This window comes from Mesorhizobium kowhaii (genome assembly GCF_042431665.1).
Lineage (GTDB): Bacteria > Pseudomonadota > Alphaproteobacteria > Rhizobiales > Rhizobiaceae > Mesorhizobium > Mesorhizobium kowhaii.
The window spans coordinates 84,281-110,215 of record NZ_JBHLYT010000176.1; the positions used below are offsets into that span (position 1 = coordinate 84,281).

Sequence of the window (25,935 nt, forward strand, 5' to 3'; positions counted from 1 at the left end):
GGCAGATCGTCTGCCTTCCGGTTTCTCTTTCCAGGGGGACGGTTGAATGGCATCGCAGGAAGTTCTTCGCGAGGAGCCAAGTCGCGCTTCTCTTATCAACGACCCGAAAGTCCGCAGCATTTTCTATCAATGCCTGGTCGTCGCCTTGCTGGTGTCCGGTGTCTGGTGGATCGTTCACAACACCATCGTGAACCTGACGAACCTGCACATTGCCTCCGGCTTCGCCTTTCTGAGAGGCCGCGCCGGCTTCGACATTTCCGATACGGCGATCGCCTATACGTCGGACTCCACCTATGGCCGGGCCATCATCGTCGGCTTGATCAACACGTTGATCGTCGCGTTTGTCGGCATCATCACCGCCACCATCATCGGTTTCATCGTCGGCATCGGCCGGCTGTCGAAAAACTGGCTGATCCAGAAGATCTGCACCGTCTATGTCGAGGTGTTCCGCAACATTCCGCCGCTGCTGGTCATCTTCTTCTGGTATTCCGGCGTGCTGGCGGCGCTGCCGGCGCCGCGCGACAGCATCAACCTGCCGTTCGGGTCGTTCCTCAACCAGCGCGGCTTCTATTTTCCGCGTGCCATCTGGGGTGACGGCTCCTGGCTGATCCTGGTGGGACTGCTTGCCGGCATCGCCATGGCTTGGTTCGTCGCCCACAAGGCGCATCAGCGGCAGATGGCGACCGGCCAGCAATTCCCGGTGTTCTGGACATCGCTGGCGCTGATTATCGGGCTGCCGCTGCTCGCCTACGCGCTGAGCGGCTTTCCGCTGACCTTCGATTTTCCGAAGCAATCGACTTTCAACTTGACTGGCGGCTTCGTCGTCAAGCCGGAATTCCTGTCGCTCTACCTGGCGCTGTCCTTCTATACCGCCGCCTTCATCGCCGAGATCGTGCGCGCCGGCATTCGCGGCGTCGCCAGGGGGCAGAGCGAGGCTACGGCAGCGCTCGGTCTGCGTGCCGGCCAGGCGTTGCGGCTGGTGGTTGTACCGCAGGCCATGCGCATCGTCATTCCGCCGCTGGCCAGTCAGTATCTCAACCTGACCAAGAACTCCTCACTCGCCATCGCCATCGGCTATCCCGACCTGACGGCGACGACCGGCACGGTGCTCAACCAAACCGGCCAGGCGGTGGAGTGCGTGGTCATCATGATGGTGATCTATCTGGCCATCAGCCTTCTGACCTCGCTGTTGATGAACTGGTTCAACGCCAAAATGGCGCTGGTGGAGAGGTAGGGACATGCAAGAACATGATATGTCCTGGGTGCGCACCGAAATGGCGCTGGCGCAACCGGCACCGGCCGGCGTCGTGGGCTTCGGTGCCTGGGTGCGCAAGAACCTGATCGCCTCGGCAGGCGACACCATTTTGACCATTGTCGGTATCGCGCTGGTGGTGATGATCCTGCCCCAAATCATCAACTGGGCCTTCATCGACGCCGTGTGGACAGGACCCAACCGGACCGTCTGCGCCACGGTGGCGCAGGGCGGTATCCAGCCGGATGGCTGGTCTGGCGCCTGCTGGGCCTTCGTCAACGCCAAATTCGGCCAGATCATGTTCGGCACCTATCCGGTCGAGGAGCGCTGGCGGCCGATCCTGGTCGGCATATTGCTGGTGGTGCTTCTGGTGCCGATGCTGATACCGAGCGTGCCGCGCAAGGGCCTCAACGCCCTGCTGCTGATCGTCGTTTTCCCCATCGTGTCGTTCTTCCTGCTGGTCGGCGGCGCGTTCGGTCTCGAACATGTCGAAACCGCGCGCTGGGGCGGCTTGCTGGTGACGCTGTCGCTGTCTTTCGTGGCCATCGTCGTGTCGTTGCCGCTTGGCATCGTGCTGGCGCTTGGCCGGCGCTCCAGGATGCCGGTCGTCAAGATGCTGTGCGTCATTTTCATCGAAGCCGTACGCGGCATTCCGCTGATCACCGTCCTGTTCATGGCCAGCGTCATGCTGCCACTGTTCCTGCCGCCGGGCGTCACCTTCGACAAGTACCTGCGCGCGCTGATCGGCGTGTCGCTGTTTGCCGCCGCCTATATGGCTGAAGTGGTGCGCGGCGGCCTGCAGGCGATCCCCAAGGGCCAGTATGAAGGCGCCGATTCGCTTGGCCTCGGCTATTGGCAGAAGATGTACTTCATCGTCATGCCGCAGGCGCTGAAGCTGGTCATCCCCGGCATCGTCAACACCTTCATCGGCATGTTCAAGGACACCAGCCTGGTCACGATCATTTCGATGTTCGACCTGCTCGGCATCGTCAAGCAGAACTTCTCCGACGCCAACTGGGCGACGGCGCAGACCGCCAGGTCGGGTCTGATCTTCGCGGCCTTCGTCTTCTGGCTGTTCTGCTTCGGCATGTCGCGTTATTCAATGTACACCGAACGCCGGCTCGACACCGGCCACAAACGCTAAACAAAAGAACAAGGGGATCCTGCCATGGTCATAGAAAATGCCGTCAGCGCGGAAGAGATCAAGGTCAACGCCGCCAAGATGCACATCTCGACCACTGATGTCGCCATCGACATCATCGCCATGCACAAATGGTACGGCGAATTCCATGTGCTGAAGGACATCAACCTGAAAGTGATGCGCGGCGAGCGTATCGTCATCTGCGGCCCATCGGGCTCCGGCAAATCGACGATGATCCGCTGCATCAACCGCCTGGAAGAGCACCAGAAGGGCAAGATCATCGTCGACGGCAAGGAACTGACCAACGATCTGAAGAAGATCGACGAGGTGCGCCGCGAGGTCGGCATGGTGTTCCAGCACTTCAACCTGTTCCCGCATCTGACCATCCTGGAGAACTGCACGCTGGCGCCGATCTGGGTGCGCAAGACGCCGAAGAAGCAGGCCGAGGAAATCGCCATGCATTTCCTCAAGCGCGTCAAGATTCCGGAACAGGCCAACAAATATCCCGGCCAACTGTCCGGCGGCCAGCAGCAGCGCGTGGCGATCGCCCGTTCGCTGTGCATGAACCCGCGGATCATGCTGTTCGACGAGCCGACCTCGGCGCTCGATCCGGAGATGATCAAGGAAGTGCTGGAAACGATGGTCGGCCTTGCCGAAGAGGGCATGACCATGCTGTGCGTCACCCACGAAATGGGCTTTGCCCGCAAGGTCGCCAACCGCGTCATCTTCATGGACCAGGGGCAGATCGTCGAGCAGAACACGCCGGCCGAGTTCTTCGACCATCCGCGCCATGAGCGGACAAAGCTGTTCCTGTCGCAGATCCTGCACTAGGCCTTCGATAACCAGGGAGAGCCCGGCTGAAACAGTGCCGGGCTCTTTTGCGTATGGATGAGCAGGAGGCGGGCGGTTTGTGTCGCGCCGGGGTGCGTTTGCAAGGCCGCCATTCATGAAAAAGCTGGGACGTTTTCTAGGCCTGCTGTCGATCGTCGTTGCGCTCGCTGTGACGCTCGGCACTCTCGTGCCGCGACCACTCTGGCAAACAGCCGCCGCCACGCCCGCCACCGCGCGCCATATCCTGGTGCTGAACAACCCGATCCACACCGACATCGCCATTCCGGTCGACGACAGGGTGCGCCAGCGCTTCCATTTCCTGGTCGATGCCGGCATCCCGGCAGATAGTCCGGAAGTCCGCTATATCGTCTTCGGCTGGGGTGGTCGCGCCTTCTACCTGGAGACGCCGACATGGTCTGAGCTCAAGGCTGTTCCGGTGATGAAGGCACTGACCGTCGACGCGTCGGTCATGCATGTCGATGTCGCCGGCGCCATCGTCGAACCGCATCCGGATGTCGCCGGCTTCGACATCGGCGAGGAGCGTTTTGCGGCGCTGCTCGATTTCATCGATGCAAGTTTCCAGCGGGGGCCGAAAGGGCCGATTGTTGTTCCGGACGCGGCCTATTCTAGGTTCGACGGTTTCTATGAAGCCAACGGCCATTTCAACGCGCTGGTCGGCTGCAACACCTGGACGGCGGCGGCATTGCGCACCGCCGGCCTGCGGACGGGCTGGTGGAACCCGCTGCCGGCTTCGCTCAGCCTGTCGATGCGGCTTTACAACTAGACGGGTAGCCGTCGCGCTTTCGTCAGCGAGCCTTGCCCCGCCTGATCGCGTTTCGCCAAAACTCTTCGGTCAACTCGGGAATGTCGCTGGTATCGACATCACTCTCTGGCCGCGAGGTCAACCAAGCGATCTCGGCCTTCTGAGCATTGGTCAAAGGTGGCGGATTCTTTGGGTCGATTTCATATCGAATGACCTTGGCCATGGAACATTCCTACTCTGTGTGGGTGCCGTTGTCGAATACGAGCGCCTTGTTCCTTCGGGCCGGCCTGTCGCGCGTTTCATGTTTCGCCAGGCTCCGGTGCCTGCCAGCCATAAAGCCAGTCGAGATCGGCGGCGAGTTTTTCCGACGACCGCATTTTCAGGAACAGATTGCGCGCGATAGAAACTGGACCCGCGGCATGCCAGGCAAGGCGGTTGATAGCGCCGCGCCGGGCGACCCTGGCGACGCGCGGCCGCCGCAGGTTCTCCCAGATCTGAAGACTTTGTGCCTGATCGGCGGGGAAGTCGGCGACGACATCCGCAAGCATCGCCGCATCCTCGATCGCCATGGCGGCACCTTGCGCCGCGAACGGCGTCATCGCATGCGCCGCATCGCCGATCAGCGCCATGCCATCGGTCGTCCAAGGCTGTTTGCTGTCTACCGTATGGATCGGCCATGCCGTCCACGGGCCGGCTTCCTCGACCAGACGGGCAAGTGCTGCCGCCGTACCGCGCATGGCACCGGTCAAGATCCTGGTGTCGGCGTTCCCGGACCAGCCCTCGGCAATGCGTTCGCCCTTGGTGAAGGCAGCGAGATTGAAGGCAGCGCCCTTGCTGACGGGATAGGCGACCATGTGGAAGCCGGGATGCAGGAAGGTGGTGACGCAATTGGTTGCGCCGATCGCGGCAAAGGCTTGTCCGGCAGCGCTGTCGGCGGGAATGGTGGCACGCCAGGCCAGTTCGCCCGAAAAGTGACTTCTCGGCGAGGCCGCCCCCTTGTTCGGATCGACAAGCCCGCGCACCGATGACCAGACGCCATCGGCGCCGACCAGCAGCAAGCCCTTGGCCTCGATTGTCTCGCCGGCCATCTCGGCAGCCACTGTGACACCGTGGCTGCCTTTGGCAACGCTGCTGACGTGCGCGCCGGGAGTCAGAAGAATGTTCGGCATCTCGGCAACGCGCGCAGTCAATGCGCTCTGCAGGTCAGCCCTGTGAGCGACGAGATAGGGTGCCTGCCAGCGGGCTTCGGCGGCTTGTCCCAGCGGCACGCGCGCCAGTTCGCGCAACGTCGCGGCATCCTTCAGCACCACCGCTTCCGGCCGCACCGCAGCCGGAAGCAGCCGGTCGAGCACGCCAAGCTGGCGAAGGATGCGTGTCGCGTTGGGAGAAAGCTGGATGCCGGCGCCTGCCGCTTCCAGGCGCTGTGCCTGTTCGAACACCTGCACGGGGTAGCCGCGTCCGGCGAACGCCAGCGCGGCGGTCAGCCCGGCGACGCCCGCCCCGGCGATGACGACTTGCCGGGACCGCGTGTCGTCCATCGGGCTTGTCGCGAAAGAATCAGGCGGCCTGGTCGATGTAGATACAGCCGTCCGGCAGCGTTTCGGTCGCCTTCAGCTTGGGCGAATAGCGGTAGAGCGTCGAGCAATAGGGGCAGACTTTTTCATTGTCGTCGCCCATGTCGAGAAACACATGCGGGTGGTCGAAAGGCGGGTTGGCGCCTGTGCACATGAATTCCTTGACGCCGATGTCGATCGCCGGGTGGCCCGCATCGTTCTGAAAATGGGGAATGGAACCGCCTGCCATCGTCGTCTCCTTAACGCAGTCTCTTCTGCATCTGGATCATAACCGGTCTCTTTGCAAGTTCGATGAAATCAAACTGTCGCAAAAGCCTGTCAGAGGATAAGTTAAGCCGGTTAACCGGCCAGCGGTTGCGGGGAAGAGCGGGAATCATGAACGAACTGAAGCCGGTGCAGAGCGAATTCGTGAATGTCGAGGTGGCTCGACCGGAGGGCGGCAACCCGGATCGCTTTGTCAACCGGGAGTTTTCCTGGCTGCAGTTCAACCGGCGCGTTCTCGAGGAATCGCTGAACCTCAATCATCCGCTGCTCGAGCGCGTCCGCTTCCTGTCGATCTCGGCGGCCAACCTCGACGAGTTCTTCATGGTCCGCGTCGCCGGTCTTGCCGGCCAGGTGCGCGAGGGCATCACGCTGAAGAGCCCTGACGGCCGCACCCCCGAACAGCAGCTCGAGCAGCTGCTGCGGGAGGTCGAGCGGCTGCAGGAAGACCAGCAGAAGAGCCTTTCGGCGCTCACCGTGCTGCTCAACAAGGAAGGCATCGAGAGCATCACGCGTGACGCGCTGACCAAGGACGAAAAGATCTGGCTGGAAGACCATTTCCAGGAGCAGGTGTTTCCGGTGCTGACCCCGCTGTCTATCGACCCGGCACATCCGTTCCCGTTCATTCCCAATCTCGGCTTCTCGATGGCGCTGCAATTGCGCCACCGCAAGAATGGCGAGGAGATGAGCGCGCTGCTGCGCCTGCCGGTGGCGCTGAAGCGCTTCATCCGTCTGCCGGACCGCAAGCACCATGTCCGCTTCATCCCGCTGGAAGAGGCGGTCGGCCTTTACATCGGCAAGCTATTCCCCGGCTATGAGGTCAAGGGCTCCGGCACGTTCCGCATCATCCGCGACAGTGATATCGAGGTCGAGGAGGAGTCCGAGGATCTGGTGCGCCTGTTCGAGACGGCGTTGAAGCGCCGCCGCCGCGGTTCGGTGATCCGCATCGAATTCGACAGACTGATGCCGTCGGAACTGCGTGACTTCGTTGCCGGCGAGCTTGGCGTGTCGTCGAGCCGCATCAGCGTTCTGACCGGTCCGCTGGCGCTCAGCCAGATTTCCGAGATCGTCGCCATCCCTCGCGACGATCTCAAGTTCACGCCCTACAATCCGCGCTTTCCCGAACGCATCCGCGAGCATGGCGGCGACTGCTTTGCCGCCATCCGCGAGAAAGACATCGTCGTCCATCACCCCTACGAATCCTTCGATGTGGTGGTGCAGTTCCTGCGTCAGGCGATGGCCGACCCCGAAGTGGTGGCGATCAAGCAGACGCTTTACCGCACCTCCAACGACAGCCCGATCGTGCGCGCGCTGGTCGACGCGGCCGAGGCCGGCAAGTCGGTCACCGCGCTGGTCGAGCTCAAGGCGCGTTTCGACGAGGAAGCCAACATCCGCTGGGCGCGCGACCTGGAGCGCGCCGGCGTGCAGGTCGTGTTCGGCTTCCTCGAGCTGAAAACCCACGCGAAAATGTCGCTGGTGGTGCGACGCGAGGACGGCAAGCTGCGCAACTATGTGCATCTCGGCACCGGCAACTACCATCCGGTCACCGCGCGCATCTACACCGATCTGTCCTTCTTCACCACCGACCCGACGATCGCGCGCGATGTCGCCCAGCTGTTCAATTTCATCACCGGCTATGCCGAGCCGACGGATGAAATGCGGTTGGCGATCTCGCCGTTCACGCTGAGAAGCCGCATCTTGAAGCATATTGCCGACGAGATTGCTCATGCGGTGGAGGGGAGGCCGGCGCGCATCTGGATGAAGATGAACGCGCTTGTCGACCCGATCATCATCGATGCGCTCTATGACGCCGGCCGTGCCGGCGTCGAGATCGACCTCGTCGTGCGCGGCATCTGCTGCCTGCGGCCACAGGTGCCGGGCCTGTCGGAAAACATCAGGGTCAAGTCGATCGTCGGCCGTTTTCTGGAACACAGCCGCATCTATTGCTTCGGCAATGGCCATGGGCTGCCATCGGACGAGGCGATCGTCTACATCTCTTCGGCCGACCTGATGCCGCGCAATCTCGACCGCCGCGTCGAGACCATGGTGCCGATCACCAATCCAACTGTGCATGAACAGATCCTGGGCCAGATCATGCTGGGCAACATCATGGACAATCAGCAAAGTTTCGACGTATTGGCTGATGGAACCTCCCGGCGCGTGGTGCTGGAGGAGGGCGAGGAACCGTTCAACGCGCAGGAATATTTCATGACCAATCCGAGCCTGTCGGGACGGGGTGACGCGCTGAAGTCGCATGCGCCCAAGCGCATCGCGCAGTTCAAGCGCCGCAAGAAGAACGCCGCAGCGTCCAGCTGATGCTGTCCGATTCCCAGGGCCGGTTGCAGGACCGCCGACCGCTATCCATCATCGACATCGGGTCGAATTCGATCCGCCTCGTCGTCTATGAAGGGCTGGCGCGCTCGCCCACCATGCTGTTCAACGAAAAGATGCTGGCCGGTCTCGGCCGCGGCATCGTTTCCACCGGCAAACTCGACCCCGAGGCGGTGACGCGCTCGATGGAAGAGTTCCGCCGCTTTCGCGCACTATCCGACCAGGCGGGCGCCGAGCACATGTATGTGCTGGCCACCGCCGCGGCCCGCGAGGCGATCAACGGTCCCGATTTCATCCACCGCGCCGAGGACGTGCTCAAGACCGAGATCCGTGTGATCAGCGGCCGTCAGGAAGCCTATTATTCGGCGCTCGGCGTCATTTCGGGCTTCCACCCGGCCGATGGCATCGCCGGCGATCTGGGCGGCGGCAGCCTCGAACTGGTCGACGTCAACGGCGAAGCGATCGGCGACGGCATAACGCTGCCGCTGGGCGGCCTGCGCCTGCAGGACATGGCGAAGAACTCGCTCGCCCAGGCGGCGAAGATCGCGCGTGACGAGCTGGCCAGGGCCAAGCTGTTGAAAGGCGGGCAGGGTAGGCCCTTCTACGCCGTCGGCGGCACCTGGCGAAATCTCGCCCGGCTGCACATGGAAATGACCAATTATCCGCTCGGCGTCATGCACCATTACGAGATCAGCGCCGACAGTGCGACGAACTTCCTCAAGCAGGTCGCCAAAGCCGAGATCGAGAAGGTCAAGGGTATCGAAGGCGTTTCGAAGAACCGCCGTTCGCTGCTGCCCTATGGCGCCATCGTGCTGCAGGAGATCATGGCGGCGATGCAGCCGTCGAAGATCATCGTCTCGGCGCTCGGCGTTCGCGAAGGCTTTCTCTATTCGCTGCTCGACGAGGCCGAGCAGAAGGCCGATCCGCTGATTTCGGCCTCGGAGGAACTCGCCCGTCTGCGTTCACGCTCCGTCACCCACGCGCATGAACTTGTCGACTGGACCGCCAGGACCTTTGCCGCCTTCGGCATCGACGAGACCGAGGACGAGGCGCGCTATCGCCACGCAGCCGCATTGCTGGCCGACATCGGCTGGCGCGCACACCCCGAATATCGCGGCAAGCAGTCGCTCAACATCATCGCGCATGCGTCCTTCTTCGGCGTCGACCATCCCGGCCGTGCCTTCCTGGCGATGGCCAATGCCTATCGCCACGACGGCATCTTCAACGAAGCCATCGCACCCGAGATCAAGGCGCTGGCTTCGCCGCGTTACCTGGAGCGGGCGCGGGTGCTGGCGGCGATGATGCGCGTCGTCTACCTGCTGACGGCATCGATGCCCGGCATCATGCCCAGGCTGAAATGGGAACAGCGCGGCAATGGCGTGCTGGCGCTGGTTCTGCCCGCATCGCTGGCCGACCTCTATGGCGAACGGCCGGCCGGGCGCCTGGCGCAACTGGCAAGGATAACCAATCGCCGGCTGGTGCTGGCCGTCGAGGGCGGCCCAAGCGTTTCGGTGAAATAGAGCGTTTCGGTGAAGTAGGCCTTACGCCTCACCGCGCCCGTCCGCCGACCAGGCGCCGGCCCCGGCCATCGCCAGCGCCAGGAAGCCGCCCGATATGGCGATGTCCTTCATCAGCATCTGCGAATGCAGGAAGGTGAGCATCGCGTCGCCGCCGCCCTGGCCGTAATGGCCGATGAAACCGGCAACAATGCAAAAGGCGGCGAGCAGCAGCGCCGCGATCCGGGTCTGGAAACCGACCAGGATGAGCAGCCCGGCGATCAGCTCGAACAAGCCTGTGCCCCAGGCGGCAAGCGTCGGCAGCGGCAGGCCGAGCCCGGCGAAATAGCCCGTCGTGCCGGCAATGTCGGAAAGCGCGTGGAAACCGGAGGGCACGAACAGGGCGGCGAGCAGCAGCCGGGAAAGCAGAAGCAGTGCGTTGCGGGGCATGCTTGTCACCTCCGATGTCGATCGGGCAGGGGCGGCTGAGACCGTTCCCCATCCCGACGCCACGATCCTAGCAGGAATTGGTCAGCTGGGACGCTTGGATAGACAACGAAAGAGGGGCGCGGAAAATTCCGCGCCCCTCTTTCTTTGATTGTTGGTGGCTTCAGCCGCGCTTGGCGTCGACCGAATAGGCGCCAGCGCCCGAGGTGGCCAGCACGATGAAGCCGCCGGCAATCCCCAGATTCTTCAGGAAGTTGATCATCTGCATCTGATCGGCCCAACCGGTATGGGCGACCAGCGCGGTGGCGACGGTGAAGATGGCGAGCACCCAGGCGGCAATCCGGGTCTGGAAGCCGACGAGGATGGCAATGCCGCCGAGAAGTTCGATCAGGCCGACGATGACAGCCGTCGCGGTCGGCAACGGCAGGCCGAGGCTGCCGAAGTAGCCGGCTGTGCCAGCGATCGCGGTGAGCTTGCCGAAACCTGAAAGCAGGAAGATGACGGCAAGCAGGACGCGACCGAGGAGGATGGTGGCTGAGGCATTGGAAGCGCCGGAACCGGCGACTGAAGTGTTGATGGACATGGTGGCTCTCTCCGGGAAGGGGTTGATACCGGTGAGATAGACCATGCGGACTGTTCACCAAAGCCGCCAAGTTGTCGACACATTGTTCACAGCGCGGACATTTCCGTGATCGGGCGATTTGCGCAAAATTCGCGTCGAGTCAGGTCGCGACAGGAGGAAATTCTCCCGCCGAAAAACCTTACCCCGGATGCGTCATATCCTCCGGCCGCACCAGCCGGTCGTAGTCGGCTTCGCTGACCAGCCCGGTGGCGAGCGCTTCCTCGCGCAGCGTGGTGCCCTTCTTGTGCGCCGTCTTGGCGATCTTGGCGGCATTGTCGTAGCCGATGGTCGGCGCCAATGCCGTCACCAGCATCAGCGAGCGGTCGAGTGCCGCCTTGATGTTGTCTTCCCGCGCCTCGATGCCAACGACGCAATTGTCGGTGAAGGAGACCGAAGCGTCGGAGAGCAACTGCACCGACTGCAGGAAATTGTAGGCCATCAGCGGGTTATAGACGTTGAGCTCGAAATGGCCCTGACTGCCGGCGAAGGTGACGGCGGCATTGTTGCCGAACACCTGCACGCAAACCTGCGTCATTGCCTCGCACTGGGTCGGATTGACCTTGCCCGGCATGATCGACGAGCCCGGCTCGTTTTCCGGCAACGACAGTTCGCCAAGGCCCGACCGCGGGCCGGAACCGAGGAAGCGGATGTCATTGGCGATCTTGAACAGCGCGGCGGCGCAGGCGTTGATGGCGCCGTGCGAGAATACCATGGAATCGTGGGCTGCCAGCGCCTCGAACTTGTTCGGCGCGGTGACGAAGGCGATGCCGGTGATGGCGGCGATGCGGTCCGCTACCCTTTCGGCGAAGCCGACCGGCGCATTGAGGCCAGTGCCGACGGCGGTGCCGCCCTGCGCCAGTTCCTGCAGGCCGGGCAGCGTCAGCTCGATGCGCTTGATCGACGAGGCGACCTGTGCGGCATAGCCCGAGAATTCCTGGCCGAGGGTGAGGGGGGTGGCATCCTGCGTGTGCGTGCGGCCGATCTTGATGATGTGGGCAAAGGCCTTGCTCTTGGCGTCCAGCGCCTTGTGCAGATGCTTCAGGGCCGGCAGCAGATCGTGCACGATGCGCTCGGCGCAAGCGATGTGCATCGCCGTCGGATAGGTGTCGTTCGACGACTGGCTCATGTTGACGTGGTCGTTGGGATGCACCGGCTTTTTCGAGCCCATGACGCCGCCCAGCATCTCGATCGCGCGGTTGGAGATCACCTCGTTGGCGTTCATGTTGGACTGCGTGCCCGAGCCGGTCTGCCAGACGACCAGCGGAAAATGATCGTTGAGCTTGCCGTCGATGACTTCTTGCGCTGCCTCGATGATCGCCTTGCCGATCGCCGGCTCGAGCCGCTTCAGTTCCATGTTGGCTTCGGCCGCCGCCCGCTTGACGACGCCGAGCGCGCGCACGATCGACGCGGGCTGCTTTTCCCAGCCGATCTTGAAATTGCCAAGCGAACGCTGTGCCTGCGCGCCCCAATAGCGATCGGCGGCGACTTCGATCGGGCCGAACGTGTCGGTTTCGGTTCTGGTCTTTGCAGCGGTCACGGGTCTCTCCTTGTCGAAGTCGGCAACGGCGTATCGCGTTGCACAAACGGCTTCAAGCGGAGATTGCGGGCGCAAATCATGCAAATCGGTTGAAGGAACGCCTTCCGTTCTCCTGTTGGGGAGAAGGGAAGGCGCGCGAGGGCTTGCCGAGGTGAATGTCCCGCACGACCAATCAGGTTAGCGGCGGACCAACGATGTCGATGCCATTGCTTGCACAGAGCTGCACCAGTGCCGCGATGATTTCCGGCGTCGGTTCCATTTGCGGCGGCAGCTCCGGCTGTTCGGCGGGGCGGCCCGCCTGGCGCAACATCGTCTCGAAATCCGCACCGCGCGTGACGGTGAGGGTACTCGCCCCTTCGCGCGACTCGACCCGGTAGGTGTGCGGCAGGCCTTTCGGTGCGATGACCGTATCGCCGGGGCCGGCGACTCGTTCGTGGCCGTCGATCTGAAAGCGCATTCTCCCGTCCAGGATGTGAAACACTTCGTCCTCCCGGCGATGCACATGCAGCGGCGGAGAGTCGCCATAAGGCATTCGATGCTCGACGACGCAGATGCCGTCCTCTCCCGCGGTCGACGAGACGTGGATCGCGACGAGTGTATTGTTGAACCAGAAGAGTTCCTTGCCTGTGATCGTCCCGGGGGTCATTGTCATGGCTGTCTGATCCTTCCTGTGCCGACTGGGCGGCGCCGATGACGACCTAATCAAGGACTTACCGGCAACGGAAATCGAATGATCGTATGGGGCCAATTGATACGATGAATTTGAATGCGCTCGACCTCAATCTCGTCAGGGTGTTCGACGCCCTTCTGCGGGAAAGAAGCGTTACGCGCGCCGGCGAGCAGATCGGCCTCAGCCAGCCCGCCGTCAGCGCCGCGCTCAATCGCTTGCGGCATGTCCTCAACGACCAGCTGTTCGTGCGGCGGGGCAATGACATGATGCCGACGCCGCGCGCCGAGAGCCTAGCGGAGCCGTTGCGGGCGGCGCTTCGCGAAATCGAACGTGTCTTCCAGTCCTCAAAAAACTTCGATCCGGCGGAGCTCGACCGAACCTTCACACTTATGGGGGCGGACTTCTTCTCCCTGATGCTGATGCCGTTTTTGGCGGCACGCATCGCCGAGATAGCGCCTCGCGTGTCGCTCCGCTTTCTGGACAGCGCTCGCGGCGACGTTTCGCGGCTGCTTCAGGACGATGACGTCGACGCCGCGCTCGAGCGTCCGCTGGAGGTCTCCGGTTGGGTCTCCAGCACGCCTCTGTTTCATTCGCCATTCGTAATCATTGCGGCGAGGGACAACACCGCCATCAGGCAGGCCGGGATCGCGGACGGCGAGCCTCTGCCGATTGAATTTTTCTGCGAACTGCCCCACGTTCTTCGCTCCATCGACGGCTCGATGTCGGGCTCCACCGACGAGGCGCTCGGCAAGATCGGACGAACTCGTCGTGTAAGCCTGACACTGCCGCACTTTCAGGCTGTCGCGTTGGCAGTGGCAAACGGAAACTACCTTGCAGCGGTTCCCAGGCAGTTCGCGGTTTGGGCCGCGAAGACCCTGCCGCTCGTCCTCTTTGAACCGCCACTCCCCATTGCGGTTCCCGAAATCAGGATGTACTGGCACGCGCGCCACGACGACGAGCCGCCCCATCGCTGGGTTCGCAATCAGATACTTGAGGCGGTCGGCGCTCTTGGATTTGTGGAAAGCGCCGCCACTGACATCGTCGGCGTCTAGCGGCCGGGCGGGTCACCCAGCCGTATATCCGCCGTCCACGGCAAAGATGCCGCCGCTGGTCCAGGCCGCCTCGTCGCTGGCCAGATAGACCGCTATACCGGCCAGGTCGTCGGGGCGGCCGATTCGGCCCAGCGGATAGCTGCGCTCGACATAGGCCTTCAGTTCCGCCTTTGCCTCGGCCGGCAGGTTGTCGACTGTCCTGCGCCGCATGGCGGTGTCGACAGTGCCGGGCGCGATGGCATTGACGCGGATGCCGCGTGGGCCAAGTTCGAAGGCCAGCGATTTGGTCAGCGAGTTCAACGCGCCCTTCGACAGCGAATAGAGGCTCGACGGCCGCTTCGGGATCATCTTGTTGGCGAAGTAGGACGAGATGTTGATCACCGACGCGCCGGCTGTGAGATGCGGCAGCAGACCCTGGGTGAGGAAGAACACCGCCGCCACATTGAGCGCGAAGGATTGCTGGAACTGCTCCTCGCTGACGGTCTCGAACGGCACCAGGAAAGCCACCCCGGCATTGTTGACGAGGATATCGAGCGGCCGACCGGATTTTTTCACGTGCCCGGCCACGGCTTCGATGCCGACGCTGGTGGCAAGATCGGCCGACAGCGTCTCGATACTGCCGCCGAGTTGCCTGGCGGCGGCGTCGAGCTTTTTGGTATCGCGGCCGACGATCAGGACGTCCGCGCCTTCGCGCGAAAAGGCCTCGGCGATCGCAAGGCCGATGCCATCCGATCCGCCGGTAACCAGCGCTCGCTTGTTATCAAGTCTCATAGGACGCTCCGAGGCAGCTTTGGCCATATCGAGAGCACCGCATATAAGCGGCCGCGGTCAAGCCATCGGCCTATCCCATGGTATGGACTTCGACCGCTGGCGACCTTCCGGCAAAACCGCGCACACAGGTTCGCTCTACTCACCGCCCAAGCCGCGAACGCGAGGTCGGCGACAGACGCAATGTCTCCGTTGGTTGTGTCAGATCCGGCCGGACGGTTTGCCAAAAAACCTGCCATGTAGGCGAGCCGACAATTGTGGCCTCATGGCGAGCGTGCGTTTCCGCGCTGTCAAATCCCATGATGCTGATGAAGACATTTTCGCTGGCCCTCACCGGCAGGCGTGGAAAGCTGTTTTCGGCATGCTCGGTAACGAAGCGGCAAGCAGGCGTGCACCAGATGCCGTCATCAGCGGCGCCATTTCGGTCTCGAAGCGACGGGCGAAAGCGATCTCGGCGCCGGGGCGAAAATGATGAATCTGGATGACAACAATGCCCGGCAGGGGCTTGTTCCGTTTTGTTTTTCTGTCAACGATCAAGCCTGCCCGCGGTACGCCCGAGAGGTCGAAGCCGGCGCCTGGCCATGCCGGCTTGAGCAGCAACACATCGTCGGAATCGATCATTGTCGCATTGGCCGCATTGCTGTGCGCTGCCCAGACCGGCCCGCCGTAAAAGGCGGTCAGTGCATCCTTGCGTGCGTCCATGCCGTCGAAGCCGCGCATCCAGACGAACATGTCCGGACGATCGAGATCCCGGAACTGGCCGATGATGGTCATCCCGGCGTCCTCCTGACCCTCGATCAGCCTGGCGTCGAAGATGTCGATGAGCGTGTCACGCTTGCCGGGCCTCAGCGTGTACTGCCGCAGCTCGACGACAGGCGAGGCGAGCACCGCGGGTTCCGGCGTGGCATTCAGGGGCAGGTTCATCCGTCCGTCTCCATAAACAGGGTGATCATCCTGTTTATAAACAGACCGGTTGTCCTGTTTTGTCAATATGGTATTGTTCAGGAATGTCAGCAGAGATCACAGCTCGACCGAGGCTTCGGCCGCGAAAGCGCATCAACGACCCCGAAGGCATGCGCAACAAAGTGCTCGATGTCGCGGAGGAATCGTTTCAGGCGCGCGGCTACCATGCCTCCAGCCTCGGCGACCTGATGGCGGCGGCAGGTGTCAGCGGCGGCGCGCTGCATCACCATTTCCCGACCAAGAAGGCGCTGGCGCTGGCGGTGATCGACGAGCGTGTGGCGGCAGCGGTCGAAGAGACCTGGATCGCGCCGGTGCAGGCGGCGGCTTCGGCACGAGAGGGCGTGCGCACGGTGTTCGAGGCGGTGGCGGCGGAACTCGAACAACAGGGTTTCGTGCGCGGCTGCCCGCTCAACAATCTGGCGCATGAACTGTCGCTCGCCGATCCCGATTTCCGGATGGCACTTGCCGGCATCTTTTCGGCGTGGCGCCAGGCGATCGCCGACAAGATCAGGGCCGACCAGCGGGCGGGCAGGGAGCAAGGCACCGACCCGCAACGCTTTGCAGCACTTGCCGTGGCCACCTATTCCGGCGCCATGTCGATGGCCAAGACGGCGCAGGATGCTGGTGTTCTGCGCGATTGCCTGACGGCGCTGGGCGAGACTAGGACGTGATCCCGAAAGGTTGAATCCGGTTTTCGGAAAGCACAAACAGCTACTCAGCCAGCGGTTTGATCGTCTCGTAGCCGTTCACCGATTCCGCGCTGGTGCCTTCGTCGTAGCGCCGGGCGAGCGCGGCTTGCAGGTCTGGCGCATAGAGGGCGGTGAATGCGTCCAGCGTTTCGCCGGCCCCGTTCTTGAAGGTCTCTTTGACCGCCAGCACATTGTATTTGCAGTCGCCCAGGCTGAACGTCTCCTTGCCCTTGACGACCAAGGTCAGCGTCTTGATGCTCTTCGGCTGCTTGTTCGGCGACAGCTCGACGAACTCTATCGTGCCTTTTGTCCCTGCTTTCAGCGGAAACAGTTTTCGCAGATCGGAAAACGGGATCATCGCCAGCCGACCAGTGTCGCTGTCGCGAAACACCTCGATCAGGCCGGCAAACAAATATTGGGTCTGGGGCGATTGCGACTCGTAGGTGTTGGCAACGGACATCATTCCGCCCGCCACGGGCCGAAACGTGCTCTGGATGCCAGGCTTCGTCAGAACGAAACCATTCTTGGCGGACTTCGCATCAACACATGGGGCGCCATGCGCAACGCCTGCTGAGGAAAGGATCGTCAGTATCGTTCCGACAGGTCCAATTTTCATGGCATTCTCCTGGCCATAGAACTTGAATGTCAGTGCCCCTAGGAATGGCAGACGCTCGACACGATGTCGATGTTCGAGCGATGCCGCGCGCTGAACTGGACGGCCGGCCGCTCTCCATGCTGAAATTCACCTCATGATGAATCACCGTTCGCCTGGTTTGTTTTCTCGACGCAGCTTTCTGGCCCAGGCCGCAGGATTTGCCGCGGCCGGCGCGCTGTCACATCAGGCGTTTGGCCAGACCGGGCAGCGCATTCAGCCGATCGACGCCACTTTCCTGTTCATCGCCGATGTCCATGCCTGCCGCATGGCGAGCGGCTTGAGCCCCAACTGCCTGAAGGAAGGCAAGACCGACGCCGCCCTGCTACGCAACGTTGCAGCGCTGAACGCCCTTGGCGACAAGGACTGGCCAGTCGAGATCAACGGCGTCGCCACCGGCCTGCGCTCCGCCGGAAGCCGTATCGGCGCGCCGCTTGGCCTGGTCGTCGGCGGCGACATCACTGACGATGGCGGCGGCCAGATCACCCAGCCAAGCGAGGGCACCCAACTGCTCCAGTTCAGCCAGCGCTACCAGCAAGGTGTTGGCTCCGATCGGGTGCACATGCCTGTCTATGTCGGGCTCGGCAACCACGATCTCGACCAGAACGGTCCCTCGCATCATGTCGACTGGTACCGGCGTGAAATGCGCGACTATGTCGAGGTCAATCACCGCGCCGGCGTCTTCTTCAAGCCGCCAGTGCCGGCCACCGACTACGACGTCGACACCGACTGCTATTCCTGGGACTGGGGCGGCCTGCATCTTGTCCAGACGCATCGTTTCGCCGGCGATACCGGCCACGGCACCGACAGCAGCCTGCCATGGCTAAAGCAGGATCTGACAACCTACGCGGCGGATGGCCGCCCGGTCATCCTGTTCCAGCACTATGGCTGGGACACCTTTTCGATAGAACGGTGGGATGCCGCCAAAAGGACCTATGACGATGACGGTGCCGGCGCGCCGCACTGGTGGAGCGAGGCCGACCGGCAGGCACTGCTGGCGGCGCTGAAGGGCTATAATGTCGTCGCCATCTTCCACGGCCACCAGCACGAGACGCCGCTGATCTACCGCCGTGACGGGCTCGATCTCATCAAGCCGAAGGCTGCCTATATGGGTGGCTTCGCGCTGGCCAGGGTGACCAGCGACGGCATGGACGTCGCACTGGGCGAGGCGACCGGCGACCACGGCGAGGTCGCCTTCACCAACGCCTTCAGCAAGGACTGGGGCACATGAAAAAGGCGGCCCGGCGGCCGCCTTTTCCCAGACAAAGTGATACCCTGTGGGAGATCAGAGCGCTTTCTTGACCTTATCCTTCACGTCGCCATACGCCTTCTGCACCTTGCCGGCGATCTTGTCGGCCGTGCCTTCGGCCTGGGTCTGCCTGTTGCCGGTCGCCTTGCCGACGGCTTCCTTGACCGAGCCCTTGACCTGCTTGGCCATGCCTGCGACCTGATCCTTGTTCACCATTTTCCGCATCTCCTGGGAGTTTCGAATTCGGGGGAATTCGTCCGCGGGAGGCTAACGAGCCGGCGTCGCTAGGGTTCCAAGCCTCCCCAGCCGCAGATCAAGTTGCGCAACCGCTTTCGGCGGCAAGGCTGGCAGGCTAGGCTGCGATGACGCGCAGGCCAAAAGACTTCGGGACAATCGTGCGCGCGGGGAGAAAAATGGCTGAATTCACACTCTATATCGGCAACAAGTGCTTCTCCTCATGGTCGCTTCGGCCCTGGGTGGCGATGAAGCATCTGGAGATCCCGTTCGAGGAAGGGTTCGTGCGACTGCGCACGCCTGAGACCGCTGCCAATCTCAGCAAGGTCTCGCCGACCGGGCTGGTACCGGTCCTGAATCACAACGGCAGGATCGTCTGGGAAACCCTTGCCATTCTGGAATATCTCGCCGACCTGTTCCCCGACAAGAATCTCTGGCCGGCCGATATCGGCGCCCGCGCGCTGGCGCGCTCGGTGGCGACCGAGATGCATTCCGGTTTTCGCGAGGTCCGCTATGGCTGGCCGATGAATTTGCGTCGGCCAAAAGGCCACAAGCCGCTCGACGCCGAGGGCGAGGCGCAGCGGGAGCGCATCGAGGCGCTGTGGCGCGAGTGTCGGGAAAAACACGGCAAGGGCGGCCTGTTCCTGTTCGGCCATTTCACCGCGGCCGACGCCATGTATGCACCGGTCGTCACCCGCTTCGACACCTATGGTGGCAGGCTGGCGCCGGATACGCGAGCCTATGTCGATGCGGTGCTCTCAACGCCGGCAATGCGTCACTGGTACGCGGAAGCGGCCAAGGAAACCTGGCCCGAGCCCGGCCCGGACGAATGAGAACCTGCAAGGCGCGGGTCGTCGCCGCTCGGCCCTCTGGACATCAAGATGATCCGGGAAAGGGTGTAGGGCAGGCCATGACGGCTCATGCAGCCTGAAAGCCCTTCACCATACAAGAACGCCCCTCGCACTTTTTATTGTGCGGGAGGCGTCCTTTGTGTCAGCACTCCTGAGATTGCTCTCTAAAACTGCTGACGACAATCAAATGCACGGGCGCGGAATTGGTTCCCGGCATGCTGCAATTTTTTTTTAGGTAACAGGAGCGCCTTGTTTCTGCGCCCGGATTCGCCAGCCGATGTCCCTTGCGCCGGACAATTTTGGGTCGAATCCTGATGGCAGGAAACCAGAAATTGACACGACGCAAAAAGAAGCCTACAAGAGTTTCGTCGATATTTGTTTGACCGACTTTTGTTATCCGCGCACGCATGCGCGCCTTTGACGAACTTCCCCATCAAAAATCGAGACAAAAATCGTTGTGCATTCGCACGGCGATTAACGAATATTTGCCATGGAAAGGGTTCGTCATGAGCACCGGCACAGTTAAATGGTTCAACGCCACCAAGGGTTTTGGTTTTATTCAGCCTGACGACGGCTCGGCCGACGTTTTTGTCCACATCTCGGCCGTAGAGCGCGCCGGCATGCGCGACATCGTCGAGGGCCAGAAGCTCGGCTACGAGATGGTCCGCGACAACAAGTCGGGCAAGATGTCCGCCGACCAGTTGAAGGCGGCCTGAAAACAGAATTCAGCTCTCCCGGTGACCACGGATGTACTGGCACCGGTGAGTGGCGAATTCGGGCGCATGGCCGCCGCGGAGACCTGAGTTTCCACGGCAAGTCATGCGCATGAGAAGGGCGTTCCGTGTGCATCCATCTGGATGCGCGGCGCTCTCATGGAAGGTCAGGCGGTGCCTGGCCTTTTTCGTTTTGCGCGTCTTGCCGCCGAAAGTGCACTGCGCGTCGGCCTGAACGTGCTAAGGGACGCTCCAGCAATTTGAATCCGCTGCCGTATTGCTTTGTGCGTGGTCCTGACCGAAGACGCGGTCTCGCCATGTCGGCACCAGGCTCCTGACAGGAGAAAGATTTTGACCGCCAATTCGAAGACAGCTCCTGATCAGGCCGCATCCCTGTTCAGCAAGACGCAGACCCAGTCGATGTCGCTCAACCGGATCATTTCCGAGCGCGATGCCGTCAGCGAGGCGCGGGAAGCCAAGACCGCGCGGCTGCGCGAACAGCGCCTGGAAAAGGAGGCTGACGAGATGGCCGCGGCTGCGGCGCTCGCCGCTTTGCCGAAGCGAGCCGGAAGACGCTGATGGCCACCAAGCGCGTGCCTCCGAAATTGATCGCCGCCGACTCGACGATCGCCGACGTGGTCGAAGGCCTCAACAAGCCGGTCGAATATGTGCGCCGGGTGCTGGAAAAGCTGGAGCGCTGCAAACGCGCCCATGGCGATGCCCAGGTGCGGCTCGGTGTGCGCGGTCGCGCCGAATGCCCGAACTACCTCATCGAATATGTCCGCGAAGACACCAAGACCCATGAGCGGGTGACCCATCAGGATGCCGCCTACAGTGGCAGCACGCATCGCGAACTGGCGCCCCACCACATCGAGGCGGTGAAGAACTGGTCGCCCGAGGAAATGAACATCACGGCGGTTTCGGCGCTGATCGGCCGCTTGCGCAATCCACGCGCACCATCATCGCGCTTCGTCGACGAGGACTGACATGGCCATAAAATTCTCCGCCAAGGACCAGCCTGCAACGCCAGCCGCTGCAAAACCGGGCAAGCCGGTTGCCGCGACGAAGGCCGACGAAACCGCGACCGATCTGTTCAAGTCGCCGGTGGATGCGCCAAAGGGCAAGACAGGCAAGAAGAAATAACGCCTTGCCGCAAGACGCCGATCGCAACCCTGCCGAGCCGGTTCTGTTCGCCTTGGCGGCCGCTGCAAGCCTTTCGTCGTCGCAACACAGCACCGCGCCTGCCTTCGACTGCCAAAGCTGCGGCGCCTGCTGTTCCTATTCGGCGGAATGGCCGCGCTTTTCCACCGAGGACGACGCTCAGCTCGACCGCATCCCGGAAAAATATGTGGCGGCCAACTTGTCCGGCATGCGCTGCGAGGGCGTGCGCTGCTCGGCCCTCTCCGGCGAGATCGGTAAGTCGACCGCTTGCGGCATCTATGAAGTCCGCCCGGATGTCTGCCGCGCCTGCATGCCTGGCGACGACGATTGCCTGATGGCGCGCCGGGCGCACGGATTGCCGGTGGAACTGTCAATCTCCCCCCTTGTGGGGGAGATGTCCGGCAGGACAGAGGGGGGCGCTGTCCCGCCAACGGATCAATCCGCTTCCAAACCAAATACTTGAACAGCTTTCGAACGGCAAAAGGAATGGAAGGATCGGCGATCCTTCGCGCCCCCCTCTGTCCTGCCGGACATCTCCCCCACAAGGGGGGAGATTGCGCTCGCGCCCTCTGCCTTCGCCAATCGCGAAAGTCGCAATTGAAGGCGCCGGGTCAGCGCGCCTTGTGCGCATCCTCCTTGCTGGCTACGCTGCGACAGGGCAGGGCGCCGGAGGAAACCATCGTGAGCATCGAATTTCTGTTGACGTCGCTGATCGTCGTGGCTTCGCCCGGCACCGGCGTTCTCTACACGCTGAGCGCCGGCCTTTCGCGCGGCGCGCGCGCCAGCATCATTGCCGCCTTCGGCTGTACGCTCGGCATCATTCCGCATATGGCGGCCGCCATCACCGGCCTTGCGGCGCTGCTGCACACCAGTGCGGTTGCCTTCGAGACGCTGAAATATCTCGGCGTCGCCTATCTGCTTTACATGGCCTGGAACACGCTGAAGGAGAAGGGTGGCCTGAGCGTCGAGCAGGATGTGACGCCGCGCTCGGCCGGCAAGGTGATTGCCACCGGCATCCTCGTCAATGTGCTCAATCCGAAACTGTCGATCTTCTTCTTCGCCTTCCTGCCGCAATTCGTCAGCACCACCGAGCCAAATGCGCTGTCGAAGATGCTGGAGCTCAGCTCCGTCTTCATGATTTTGACCTTCGTGGTATTCGTCGGCTACGGCGTCTTCGCCGCCTCGATCCGCAGCCATGTCGTGTCGCGGCCGATGGTGCTGACCTGGATGCGCCGGACCTTCGCCGGCGCCTTCGTCATGCTCGGTGCAAAGCTGGCGTTGGCAGACCGGTAGCGGCGAGCGGGCGAGGCCGACTATCCCTTGACGTAGCCCATCGCTTCGACGATCAGCCCGTCCTCGACGCGCATCAGATTGACGCCGCGGATGGAGTTGCCGTCGGCGAGCCAGTAGCGCCAACGGATCGTCGCCCGTTCGCCCGCAACGAATGTCTCCTCAAGGTCGAATCGCGTACCGGGCCGGATGGCGATCGCCGACCACAGCTGGACGCATGCCTCCCGGCCGACATGACGGGCGCCGTCCGGTGCCGGGACGGTGTTTTCGATCACGCAGTGCTCGGCGACCAGACCGGGGAGTGCCGACGGATCGTGCAGCTGGAACACGTCGTTGAAGCTCTGCATGATTTCGGCTGTGCGCCTGGAGTGTTCGTCCGGATGAAGCGTCACGGTGCTGTCCTGTTTCATCTCATCTCCTGATTTCATTGTTGCGTGGTGGCGGCCGCGACGAGCCCGGCTTTGAGCGTGATGGTTGCCACGCCGGCCAGGGCGCGCGAGACAAGGCATGTCGCTTTCGCCGTCTCTGCAAGGGTCTGGAATTCATCCGGGGCAAGGCCCGGAATCTCGGCTTGCGTCTCGATTTCGATGCGGATGATCGTCGGCCCGGCAGCGCTTGCGCCGAGATGCACCTTGGCGATGGTGCTGATGTTTGTCGGGATGTGATTGGCTCCGCCCAGTATGGCGCTCAAGGCCATCGAGAAGCAGCCGGCATGTGCTGCCGCAATCAGTTCCTCCGGATTCGTGCCCGGACCGTTTTCGAAACGCGACGGGAAGGAATAGGCGCCTTCGAACACGCCGCTGCCGAGCCGTAGCCGGCCTGAACCTTCCTTCAGCGTGCCTTGCCACTCGGCCGAGGCTTCACGAATTGTCATTGTCTGCTCTCCATTGATTGTGAGAAATGGATGGTCAGGCGCCGTCGACGACCACTTTCCCGAAGACGTCGCCCTGCTGGAAATAGCGGTACGCTTCGGCGGCTTCGGTGAAGGCAAAGACCTTGTCGATGACGGGCCGCAGTCGGTGCTGTGAGACAGCGCGCAGCATGGCTTCGAGATTGGTCCGGCTGCCTACGAAAAGTCGGCTGATGGTGGCTAGGCTGCGCTGGTAGAGCGCCGCCGGCATCTCGATCGACCTGCCTTGCGGGTCCTGCAGCGTCAGCAGCACGATGTGCCCGTAGAGTGTGCTGGCGATCAGCGACTGCGCGAATGTCGCCGGGCCACCGGTTTCGACGACGAGGTCGATGCCGCCGGTCTGGTCGCGGACAGTCGCCCCCCATTCGGGCATCTCCGATGTCGAGATCACAAGGTCGGCGCCCAGCGCCCGCAGCCTGTCGGCCTTCTCGCCACGCGAGGTGACGGCGGCAGCCGAGCAGTTTGGCGAACTGCAGCGCAAGCCGATGACCAGAACCCATTGGCCAGGCTTAGGAATTCCGGCGCCCGTCACCGCGTTCCAGGCGGTCACTCCGGCGCAGGTCAGCGTTGCCGCCTCATGCCAGTCGAGATGATCCGGCAAGCGCACGGCCCATTGCTCGTCGAGAACGGCATATTCGGCCAGCATGCCGTCCAGCGTGCAGCCGAGTTGGTCGATGAGCCCGGCGTTGATGCGGCCGTCGATCCAGCGGGCGAAATAGCTGCCGGTCACGCGATCGCCAACGGCAAAGCGGGTGACGGCATCGCCGATGGCGACAATCTCGCCAGCCCCGTCGCTCAGCGGAACGATGCCCTGGCGCGGCGTCAGCGGATAGGTGCCGTTGAGGATCATCGTGTCGCGCCGGTTGAGCGAGGTGGCGCGAACACGCACCACGATCTCACGCGGTTTTGGCTCCGGCTGCGCCTCGTCGCGCATCACCAGGCATTCGGTCCCGCCGGACCCCTCAAGACGATAGGCGTGCATGTCGGCTTCCCCTGTAATATGTAGACTGATCTACATATTATGTAGACCGATTGTCATATTCGATGCAAGGCCTATAATGATTGCTGCTGACAGAGGTTGACATGGCGAACGACACCCGCACCCGCATACTCGAGACGACGGCGCTGCTGCTCAGGCAGCGCGGCTATCACGGCACCTCGCTCAACGACATATTGAGCGCCAGCGGCGCGCCGCGCGGCTCGCTCTACTTCCATTTCCCCGGCGGCAAGGACCAACTGGTCATCGAGGTGACGCGTGATAGCGTCGACAAGGTGACGCAAAGGTTGGGCGAGGCACTGACCGCCGAGCGGAATCCGGCGGTGGCCGTCCACCATATCTACCAGGCGGTCGGACACATGCTCGAGGAGAACCAATTCACGCTCGGCTGCCCGATCGCACCCGTGGTGCTGGATTCACCGACCGACGTGCCGGAGCTGGCCGAATTGTGCCGGTCGGCCTTCGAGCAATGGATCGGCCTTCTGCAACAGGCTTTCGTCAGGGCAGGGGTGCCCGAGCGCCGCGCGCATGCTCTGGCGCTGCTGGTCGAATCGTCGCTGGAAGGGCTGATGGTGATCGCGCGCGCCACCCGCGACCGCGCCCCGTTACGGGCGGTCGCCGACGAAGTCGCGGCATTGATTGAAGGCGCGGTGCTTGCCGGCGAGGTGCGGCAACGCGCGGATGCCGCCGTCTGAGGACCGCCAAATAGGAAGGGCGCCTTTCGGCGCCCTTCCGTAAGCTTAGCCAGATTGGCTGGATTAGAAGTCCATGCCGCCCATGCCGCCCATGCCGCCGCCGCCCATGCCGCCAGGCATGCCGCCGCCAGCCGACTCCTTCTTCGGAGCCTCCGCGATCATGGCTTCGGTGGTGACGAGCAGGCCAGCGACCGAGGCCGCGTCCTGGAGAGCCGTGCGCACGACCTTGACCGGATCGACGATACCCATAGCGATCATGTCGCCATATTCGCCGGTCTGGGCGTTGTAGCCGAAGGTCGCGCCCTTGTTCTCAAGGATCTTGCCGGCAACGATCGATGCTTCCGCACCGGCGTTCGACGCGATCTGGCGGGCCGGAGCCTGCAGCGCGCGGCGCACGATGTTGATGCCAGCGGCCTGGTCGGCATTGACGCCGGTGACCTTGATGTTGGCCGAAGCGCGCAGCAGGGCAACGCCGCCGCCTGCAACGATGCCTTCTTCCACGGCCGCGCGGGTCGCGTTGAGGGCGTCATCGACGCGGTCCTTCTTTTCCTTGACTTCGACTTCCGTCGCACCGCCGACGCGGATCACCGCAACGCCGCCCGCCAACTTGGCGAGACGTTCCTGCAGCTTCTCCTTGTCGTAGTCCGAGGTGGTCTCTTCGATCTGCTGCTTGATCTGGGCGACGCGGCCCTGGATCTCGGCCTTCTTGCCGGCGCCGTCGACGATGGTGGTGTTCTCCTTGGAGATCGACACCTTCTTGGCGCGGCCGAGCATGTTGAGGCCGAC

General features: G+C 62.7%; 30 protein-coding genes and 2 pseudogenes. 17 read left to right on the top strand and 15 right to left on the bottom strand.

The genetic code is table 11. From position 1 onward, the window contains the following. Positions 1–46 precede the first annotated feature (46 nt). The 4 genes from ACFFNA_RS37405 to ACFFNA_RS37420 all read left to right on the top strand — a co-directional run bounded on the left by ACFFNA_RS37405 (position 47) and on the right by ACFFNA_RS37420 (position 4,008). Positions 47–1,234, top strand: a complete 1,188-nt coding sequence (locus ACFFNA_RS37405; RefSeq protein WP_378925111.1) for an amino acid ABC transporter permease — start codon at positions 47–49, stop codon at positions 1,232–1,234. A 4-nt stretch (positions 1,235–1,238) separates the two neighbouring features. Beyond that, entirely contained in the window at positions 1,239–2,396 is a 1,158-nt protein-coding gene (locus ACFFNA_RS37410) for an amino acid ABC transporter permease (RefSeq protein WP_378925113.1), read from the top strand. A 78-nt stretch (positions 2,397–2,474) separates the two neighbouring features. Beyond that, positions 2,475–3,224 carry an amino acid ABC transporter ATP-binding protein gene (locus ACFFNA_RS37415; protein WP_031240865.1) on the top strand — a complete coding sequence of 250 codons (750 nt, stop codon included), beginning with the start codon at positions 2,475–2,477 and terminating at the stop codon, positions 3,222–3,224. 115 nt (positions 3,225–3,339) lie between these two features. Continuing rightward, entirely contained in the window at positions 3,340–4,008 is a 669-nt protein-coding gene (locus tag ACFFNA_RS37420) for a TIGR02117 family protein (protein ID WP_378925115.1), read from the top strand. A gap of 22 nt (positions 4,009–4,030) precedes the next feature. Here ACFFNA_RS37420 and ACFFNA_RS37425 read toward each other — a convergent pair whose 3' ends face one another. The 3 genes from ACFFNA_RS37425 to ACFFNA_RS37435 form a co-directional block, all read right to left on the bottom strand. Next, positions 4,031–4,210 carry a hypothetical protein gene (locus ACFFNA_RS37425; protein ID WP_378925117.1) on the bottom strand — a complete coding sequence of 60 codons (180 nt, stop codon included), beginning with the start codon at positions 4,208–4,210 and terminating at the stop codon, positions 4,031–4,033. A 76-nt stretch (positions 4,211–4,286) separates the two neighbouring features. After that, positions 4,287–5,525 carry an FAD-dependent monooxygenase gene (locus tag ACFFNA_RS37430; protein ID WP_378925119.1) on the bottom strand — a complete coding sequence of 413 codons (1,239 nt, stop codon included), beginning with the start codon at positions 5,523–5,525 and terminating at the stop codon, positions 4,287–4,289. Positions 5,526–5,544: 19 nt separating this feature from the next. After that, positions 5,545–5,790 carry a zinc-finger domain-containing protein gene (locus ACFFNA_RS37435; protein WP_111549360.1) on the bottom strand — a complete coding sequence of 82 codons (246 nt, stop codon included), beginning with the start codon at positions 5,788–5,790 and terminating at the stop codon, positions 5,545–5,547. 146 nt (positions 5,791–5,936) lie between these two features. Here ACFFNA_RS37435 and ACFFNA_RS37440 point away from each other — a divergent pair, with 146 nt between their 5' ends. Then, positions 5,937–8,138, top strand: coding sequence for an RNA degradosome polyphosphate kinase (locus ACFFNA_RS37440; protein ID WP_111549361.1), 2,202 nt, complete (start codon positions 5,937–5,939; stop codon positions 8,136–8,138). Then, on the top strand, positions 8,138–9,673 hold the full coding sequence (ppx, locus tag ACFFNA_RS37445; RefSeq protein WP_378925120.1) for an exopolyphosphatase: 1,536 nt from the start codon (positions 8,138–8,140) through the stop codon (positions 9,671–9,673). The genes ACFFNA_RS37440 and ppx overlap by 1 nt, the downstream gene beginning before the upstream one ends. Before the next feature lie 21 nt (positions 9,674–9,694). On the opposite strand, the gene ACFFNA_RS37450 is transcribed toward ppx, so the two are convergent. The 4 genes from ACFFNA_RS37450 to ACFFNA_RS37465 all read right to left on the bottom strand — a co-directional run bounded on the left by ACFFNA_RS37450 (position 9,695) and on the right by ACFFNA_RS37465 (position 12,907). After that, the gene (locus ACFFNA_RS37450) at positions 9,695–10,099 is read right to left on the bottom strand and encodes a DoxX family protein (protein WP_378925122.1); all 405 of its coding nucleotides are present in this window, start codon (positions 10,097–10,099) and stop codon (positions 9,695–9,697) included. Positions 10,100–10,259: 160 nt separating this feature from the next. Continuing rightward, positions 10,260–10,679: a DoxX family protein gene (locus ACFFNA_RS37455; protein ID WP_378925123.1), complete on the bottom strand. Its 420-nt coding sequence runs from the start codon at positions 10,677–10,679 to the stop codon at positions 10,260–10,262. 178 nt (positions 10,680–10,857) lie between these two features. Further along, positions 10,858–12,255, bottom strand: a complete 1,398-nt coding sequence (fumC, locus tag ACFFNA_RS37460) for a class II fumarate hydratase (RefSeq protein ID WP_378925124.1) — start codon at positions 12,253–12,255, stop codon at positions 10,858–10,860. 172 nt (positions 12,256–12,427) lie between these two features. After that, complete coding sequence (locus ACFFNA_RS37465) at positions 12,428–12,907, bottom strand: cupin domain-containing protein (protein ID WP_378925126.1); 480 nt, start codon at positions 12,905–12,907, stop codon at positions 12,428–12,430. Positions 12,908–13,011: 104 nt separating this feature from the next. On the opposite strand from ACFFNA_RS37465, the gene ACFFNA_RS37470 reads away from it, so the two are divergent. After that, the gene (locus ACFFNA_RS37470) at positions 13,012–13,977 is read left to right on the top strand and encodes a LysR family transcriptional regulator (protein ID WP_378925128.1); all 966 of its coding nucleotides are present in this window, start codon (positions 13,012–13,014) and stop codon (positions 13,975–13,977) included. A 12-nt stretch (positions 13,978–13,989) separates the two neighbouring features. Here the strand turns inward: ACFFNA_RS37470 and ACFFNA_RS37475 are convergent, their stop codons facing one another. Then, complete coding sequence (locus ACFFNA_RS37475; RefSeq protein ID WP_378925130.1) at positions 13,990–14,748, bottom strand: SDR family NAD(P)-dependent oxidoreductase; 759 nt, start codon at positions 14,746–14,748, stop codon at positions 13,990–13,992. A 327-nt stretch (positions 14,749–15,075) separates the two neighbouring features. Then, a complete protein-coding gene (locus tag ACFFNA_RS37480) occupies positions 15,076–15,669 on the bottom strand; it encodes an NIPSNAP family protein (protein ID WP_378925132.1) in 594 nt (197 codons plus the stop codon). Positions 15,670–15,818: 149 nt separating this feature from the next. Here ACFFNA_RS37480 and ACFFNA_RS37485 point away from each other — a divergent pair, with 149 nt between their 5' ends. After that, entirely contained in the window at positions 15,819–16,379 is a 561-nt protein-coding gene (locus tag ACFFNA_RS37485; protein ID WP_378925134.1) for a TetR/AcrR family transcriptional regulator, read from the top strand. A 40-nt stretch (positions 16,380–16,419) separates the two neighbouring features. On the opposite strand, the gene ACFFNA_RS37490 is transcribed toward ACFFNA_RS37485, so the two are convergent. Next, positions 16,420–16,860 (bottom strand): hypothetical protein, encoded by a 441-nt coding sequence (locus ACFFNA_RS37490; protein WP_378925136.1) that lies wholly within the window; start codon positions 16,858–16,860, stop codon positions 16,420–16,422. 286 nt (positions 16,861–17,146) lie between these two features. Here ACFFNA_RS37490 and ACFFNA_RS37495 point away from each other — a divergent pair, with 286 nt between their 5' ends. Next, positions 17,147–18,280 carry a metallophosphoesterase gene (locus ACFFNA_RS37495; RefSeq protein ID WP_378925138.1) on the top strand — a complete coding sequence of 378 codons (1,134 nt, stop codon included), beginning with the start codon at positions 17,147–17,149 and terminating at the stop codon, positions 18,278–18,280. Between the two features lie 54 nt (positions 18,281–18,334). Here ACFFNA_RS37495 and ACFFNA_RS37500 read toward each other — a convergent pair whose 3' ends face one another. Continuing rightward, positions 18,335–18,523 carry a CsbD family protein gene (locus ACFFNA_RS37500; RefSeq protein ID WP_378925139.1) on the bottom strand — a complete coding sequence of 63 codons (189 nt, stop codon included), beginning with the start codon at positions 18,521–18,523 and terminating at the stop codon, positions 18,335–18,337. Positions 18,524–18,711: 188 nt separating this feature from the next. Between ACFFNA_RS37500 and ACFFNA_RS37505 the strand changes: the two genes are divergently transcribed. The 7 genes and pseudogenes from ACFFNA_RS37505 (at position 18,712) to ACFFNA_RS37535 (ending at position 22,550) form a co-directional block, all read left to right on the top strand. Continuing rightward, on the top strand, positions 18,712–19,365 hold the full coding sequence (locus ACFFNA_RS37505; protein ID WP_378925141.1) for a glutathione S-transferase family protein: 654 nt from the start codon (positions 18,712–18,714) through the stop codon (positions 19,363–19,365). 524 nt (positions 19,366–19,889) lie between these two features. Then, a complete protein-coding gene (locus ACFFNA_RS37510; protein ID WP_010915421.1) occupies positions 19,890–20,099 on the top strand; it encodes a cold-shock protein in 210 nt (69 codons plus the stop codon). Between the two features lie 348 nt (positions 20,100–20,447). Next, positions 20,448–20,675 carry a hypothetical protein gene (locus tag ACFFNA_RS37515; RefSeq protein WP_378925145.1) on the top strand — a complete coding sequence of 76 codons (228 nt, stop codon included), beginning with the start codon at positions 20,448–20,450 and terminating at the stop codon, positions 20,673–20,675. Next, positions 20,675–21,082 carry a hypothetical protein gene (locus ACFFNA_RS37520; RefSeq protein ID WP_378925147.1) on the top strand — a complete coding sequence of 136 codons (408 nt, stop codon included), beginning with the start codon at positions 20,675–20,677 and terminating at the stop codon, positions 21,080–21,082. The genes ACFFNA_RS37515 and ACFFNA_RS37520 overlap by 1 nt, the downstream gene beginning before the upstream one ends. Position 21,083: 1 nt before the next feature. Then, positions 21,084–21,239, top strand: a complete 156-nt coding sequence (locus tag ACFFNA_RS37525; RefSeq protein WP_378925149.1) for a hypothetical protein — start codon at positions 21,084–21,086, stop codon at positions 21,237–21,239. Positions 21,240–21,243: 4 nt separating this feature from the next. Further along, a pseudogene (locus ACFFNA_RS37530) lies at positions 21,244–21,621 on the top strand (YkgJ family cysteine cluster protein); the annotation flags it as partial. 317 nt (positions 21,622–21,938) lie between these two features. Further along, complete coding sequence (locus ACFFNA_RS37535) at positions 21,939–22,550, top strand: LysE family translocator (RefSeq protein WP_378925150.1); 612 nt, start codon at positions 21,939–21,941, stop codon at positions 22,548–22,550. A gap of 20 nt (positions 22,551–22,570) precedes the next feature. On the opposite strand, the gene ACFFNA_RS37540 is transcribed toward ACFFNA_RS37535, so the two are convergent. Genes ACFFNA_RS37540 through ACFFNA_RS37550 form a run of 3 tightly spaced genes read right to left on the bottom strand, consistent with a single transcriptional unit; the run spans position 22,571 to position 24,439 of the window. Further along, positions 22,571–22,957, bottom strand: coding sequence for a nuclear transport factor 2 family protein (locus ACFFNA_RS37540; RefSeq protein ID WP_378925152.1), 387 nt, complete (start codon positions 22,955–22,957; stop codon positions 22,571–22,573). A 14-nt stretch (positions 22,958–22,971) separates the two neighbouring features. Beyond that, positions 22,972–23,421 carry an OsmC family protein gene (locus tag ACFFNA_RS37545; protein ID WP_378925154.1) on the bottom strand — a complete coding sequence of 150 codons (450 nt, stop codon included), beginning with the start codon at positions 23,419–23,421 and terminating at the stop codon, positions 22,972–22,974. 34 nt (positions 23,422–23,455) lie between these two features. After that, entirely contained in the window at positions 23,456–24,439 is a 984-nt protein-coding gene (locus ACFFNA_RS37550; RefSeq protein ID WP_378925156.1) for a zinc-dependent alcohol dehydrogenase family protein, read from the bottom strand. Between the two features lie 101 nt (positions 24,440–24,540). Between ACFFNA_RS37550 and ACFFNA_RS37555 the strand changes: the two genes are divergently transcribed. Then, positions 24,541–25,149 (top strand): TetR/AcrR family transcriptional regulator, encoded by a 609-nt coding sequence (locus ACFFNA_RS37555; protein WP_111549413.1) that lies wholly within the window; start codon positions 24,541–24,543, stop codon positions 25,147–25,149. Positions 25,150–25,212: 63 nt separating this feature from the next. On the opposite strand, the pseudogene ACFFNA_RS37560 reads toward ACFFNA_RS37555, so the two are convergent. Further along, positions 25,213–25,935 (bottom strand): annotated as a pseudogene (locus ACFFNA_RS37560) (TCP-1/cpn60 chaperonin family protein); the annotation flags it as partial.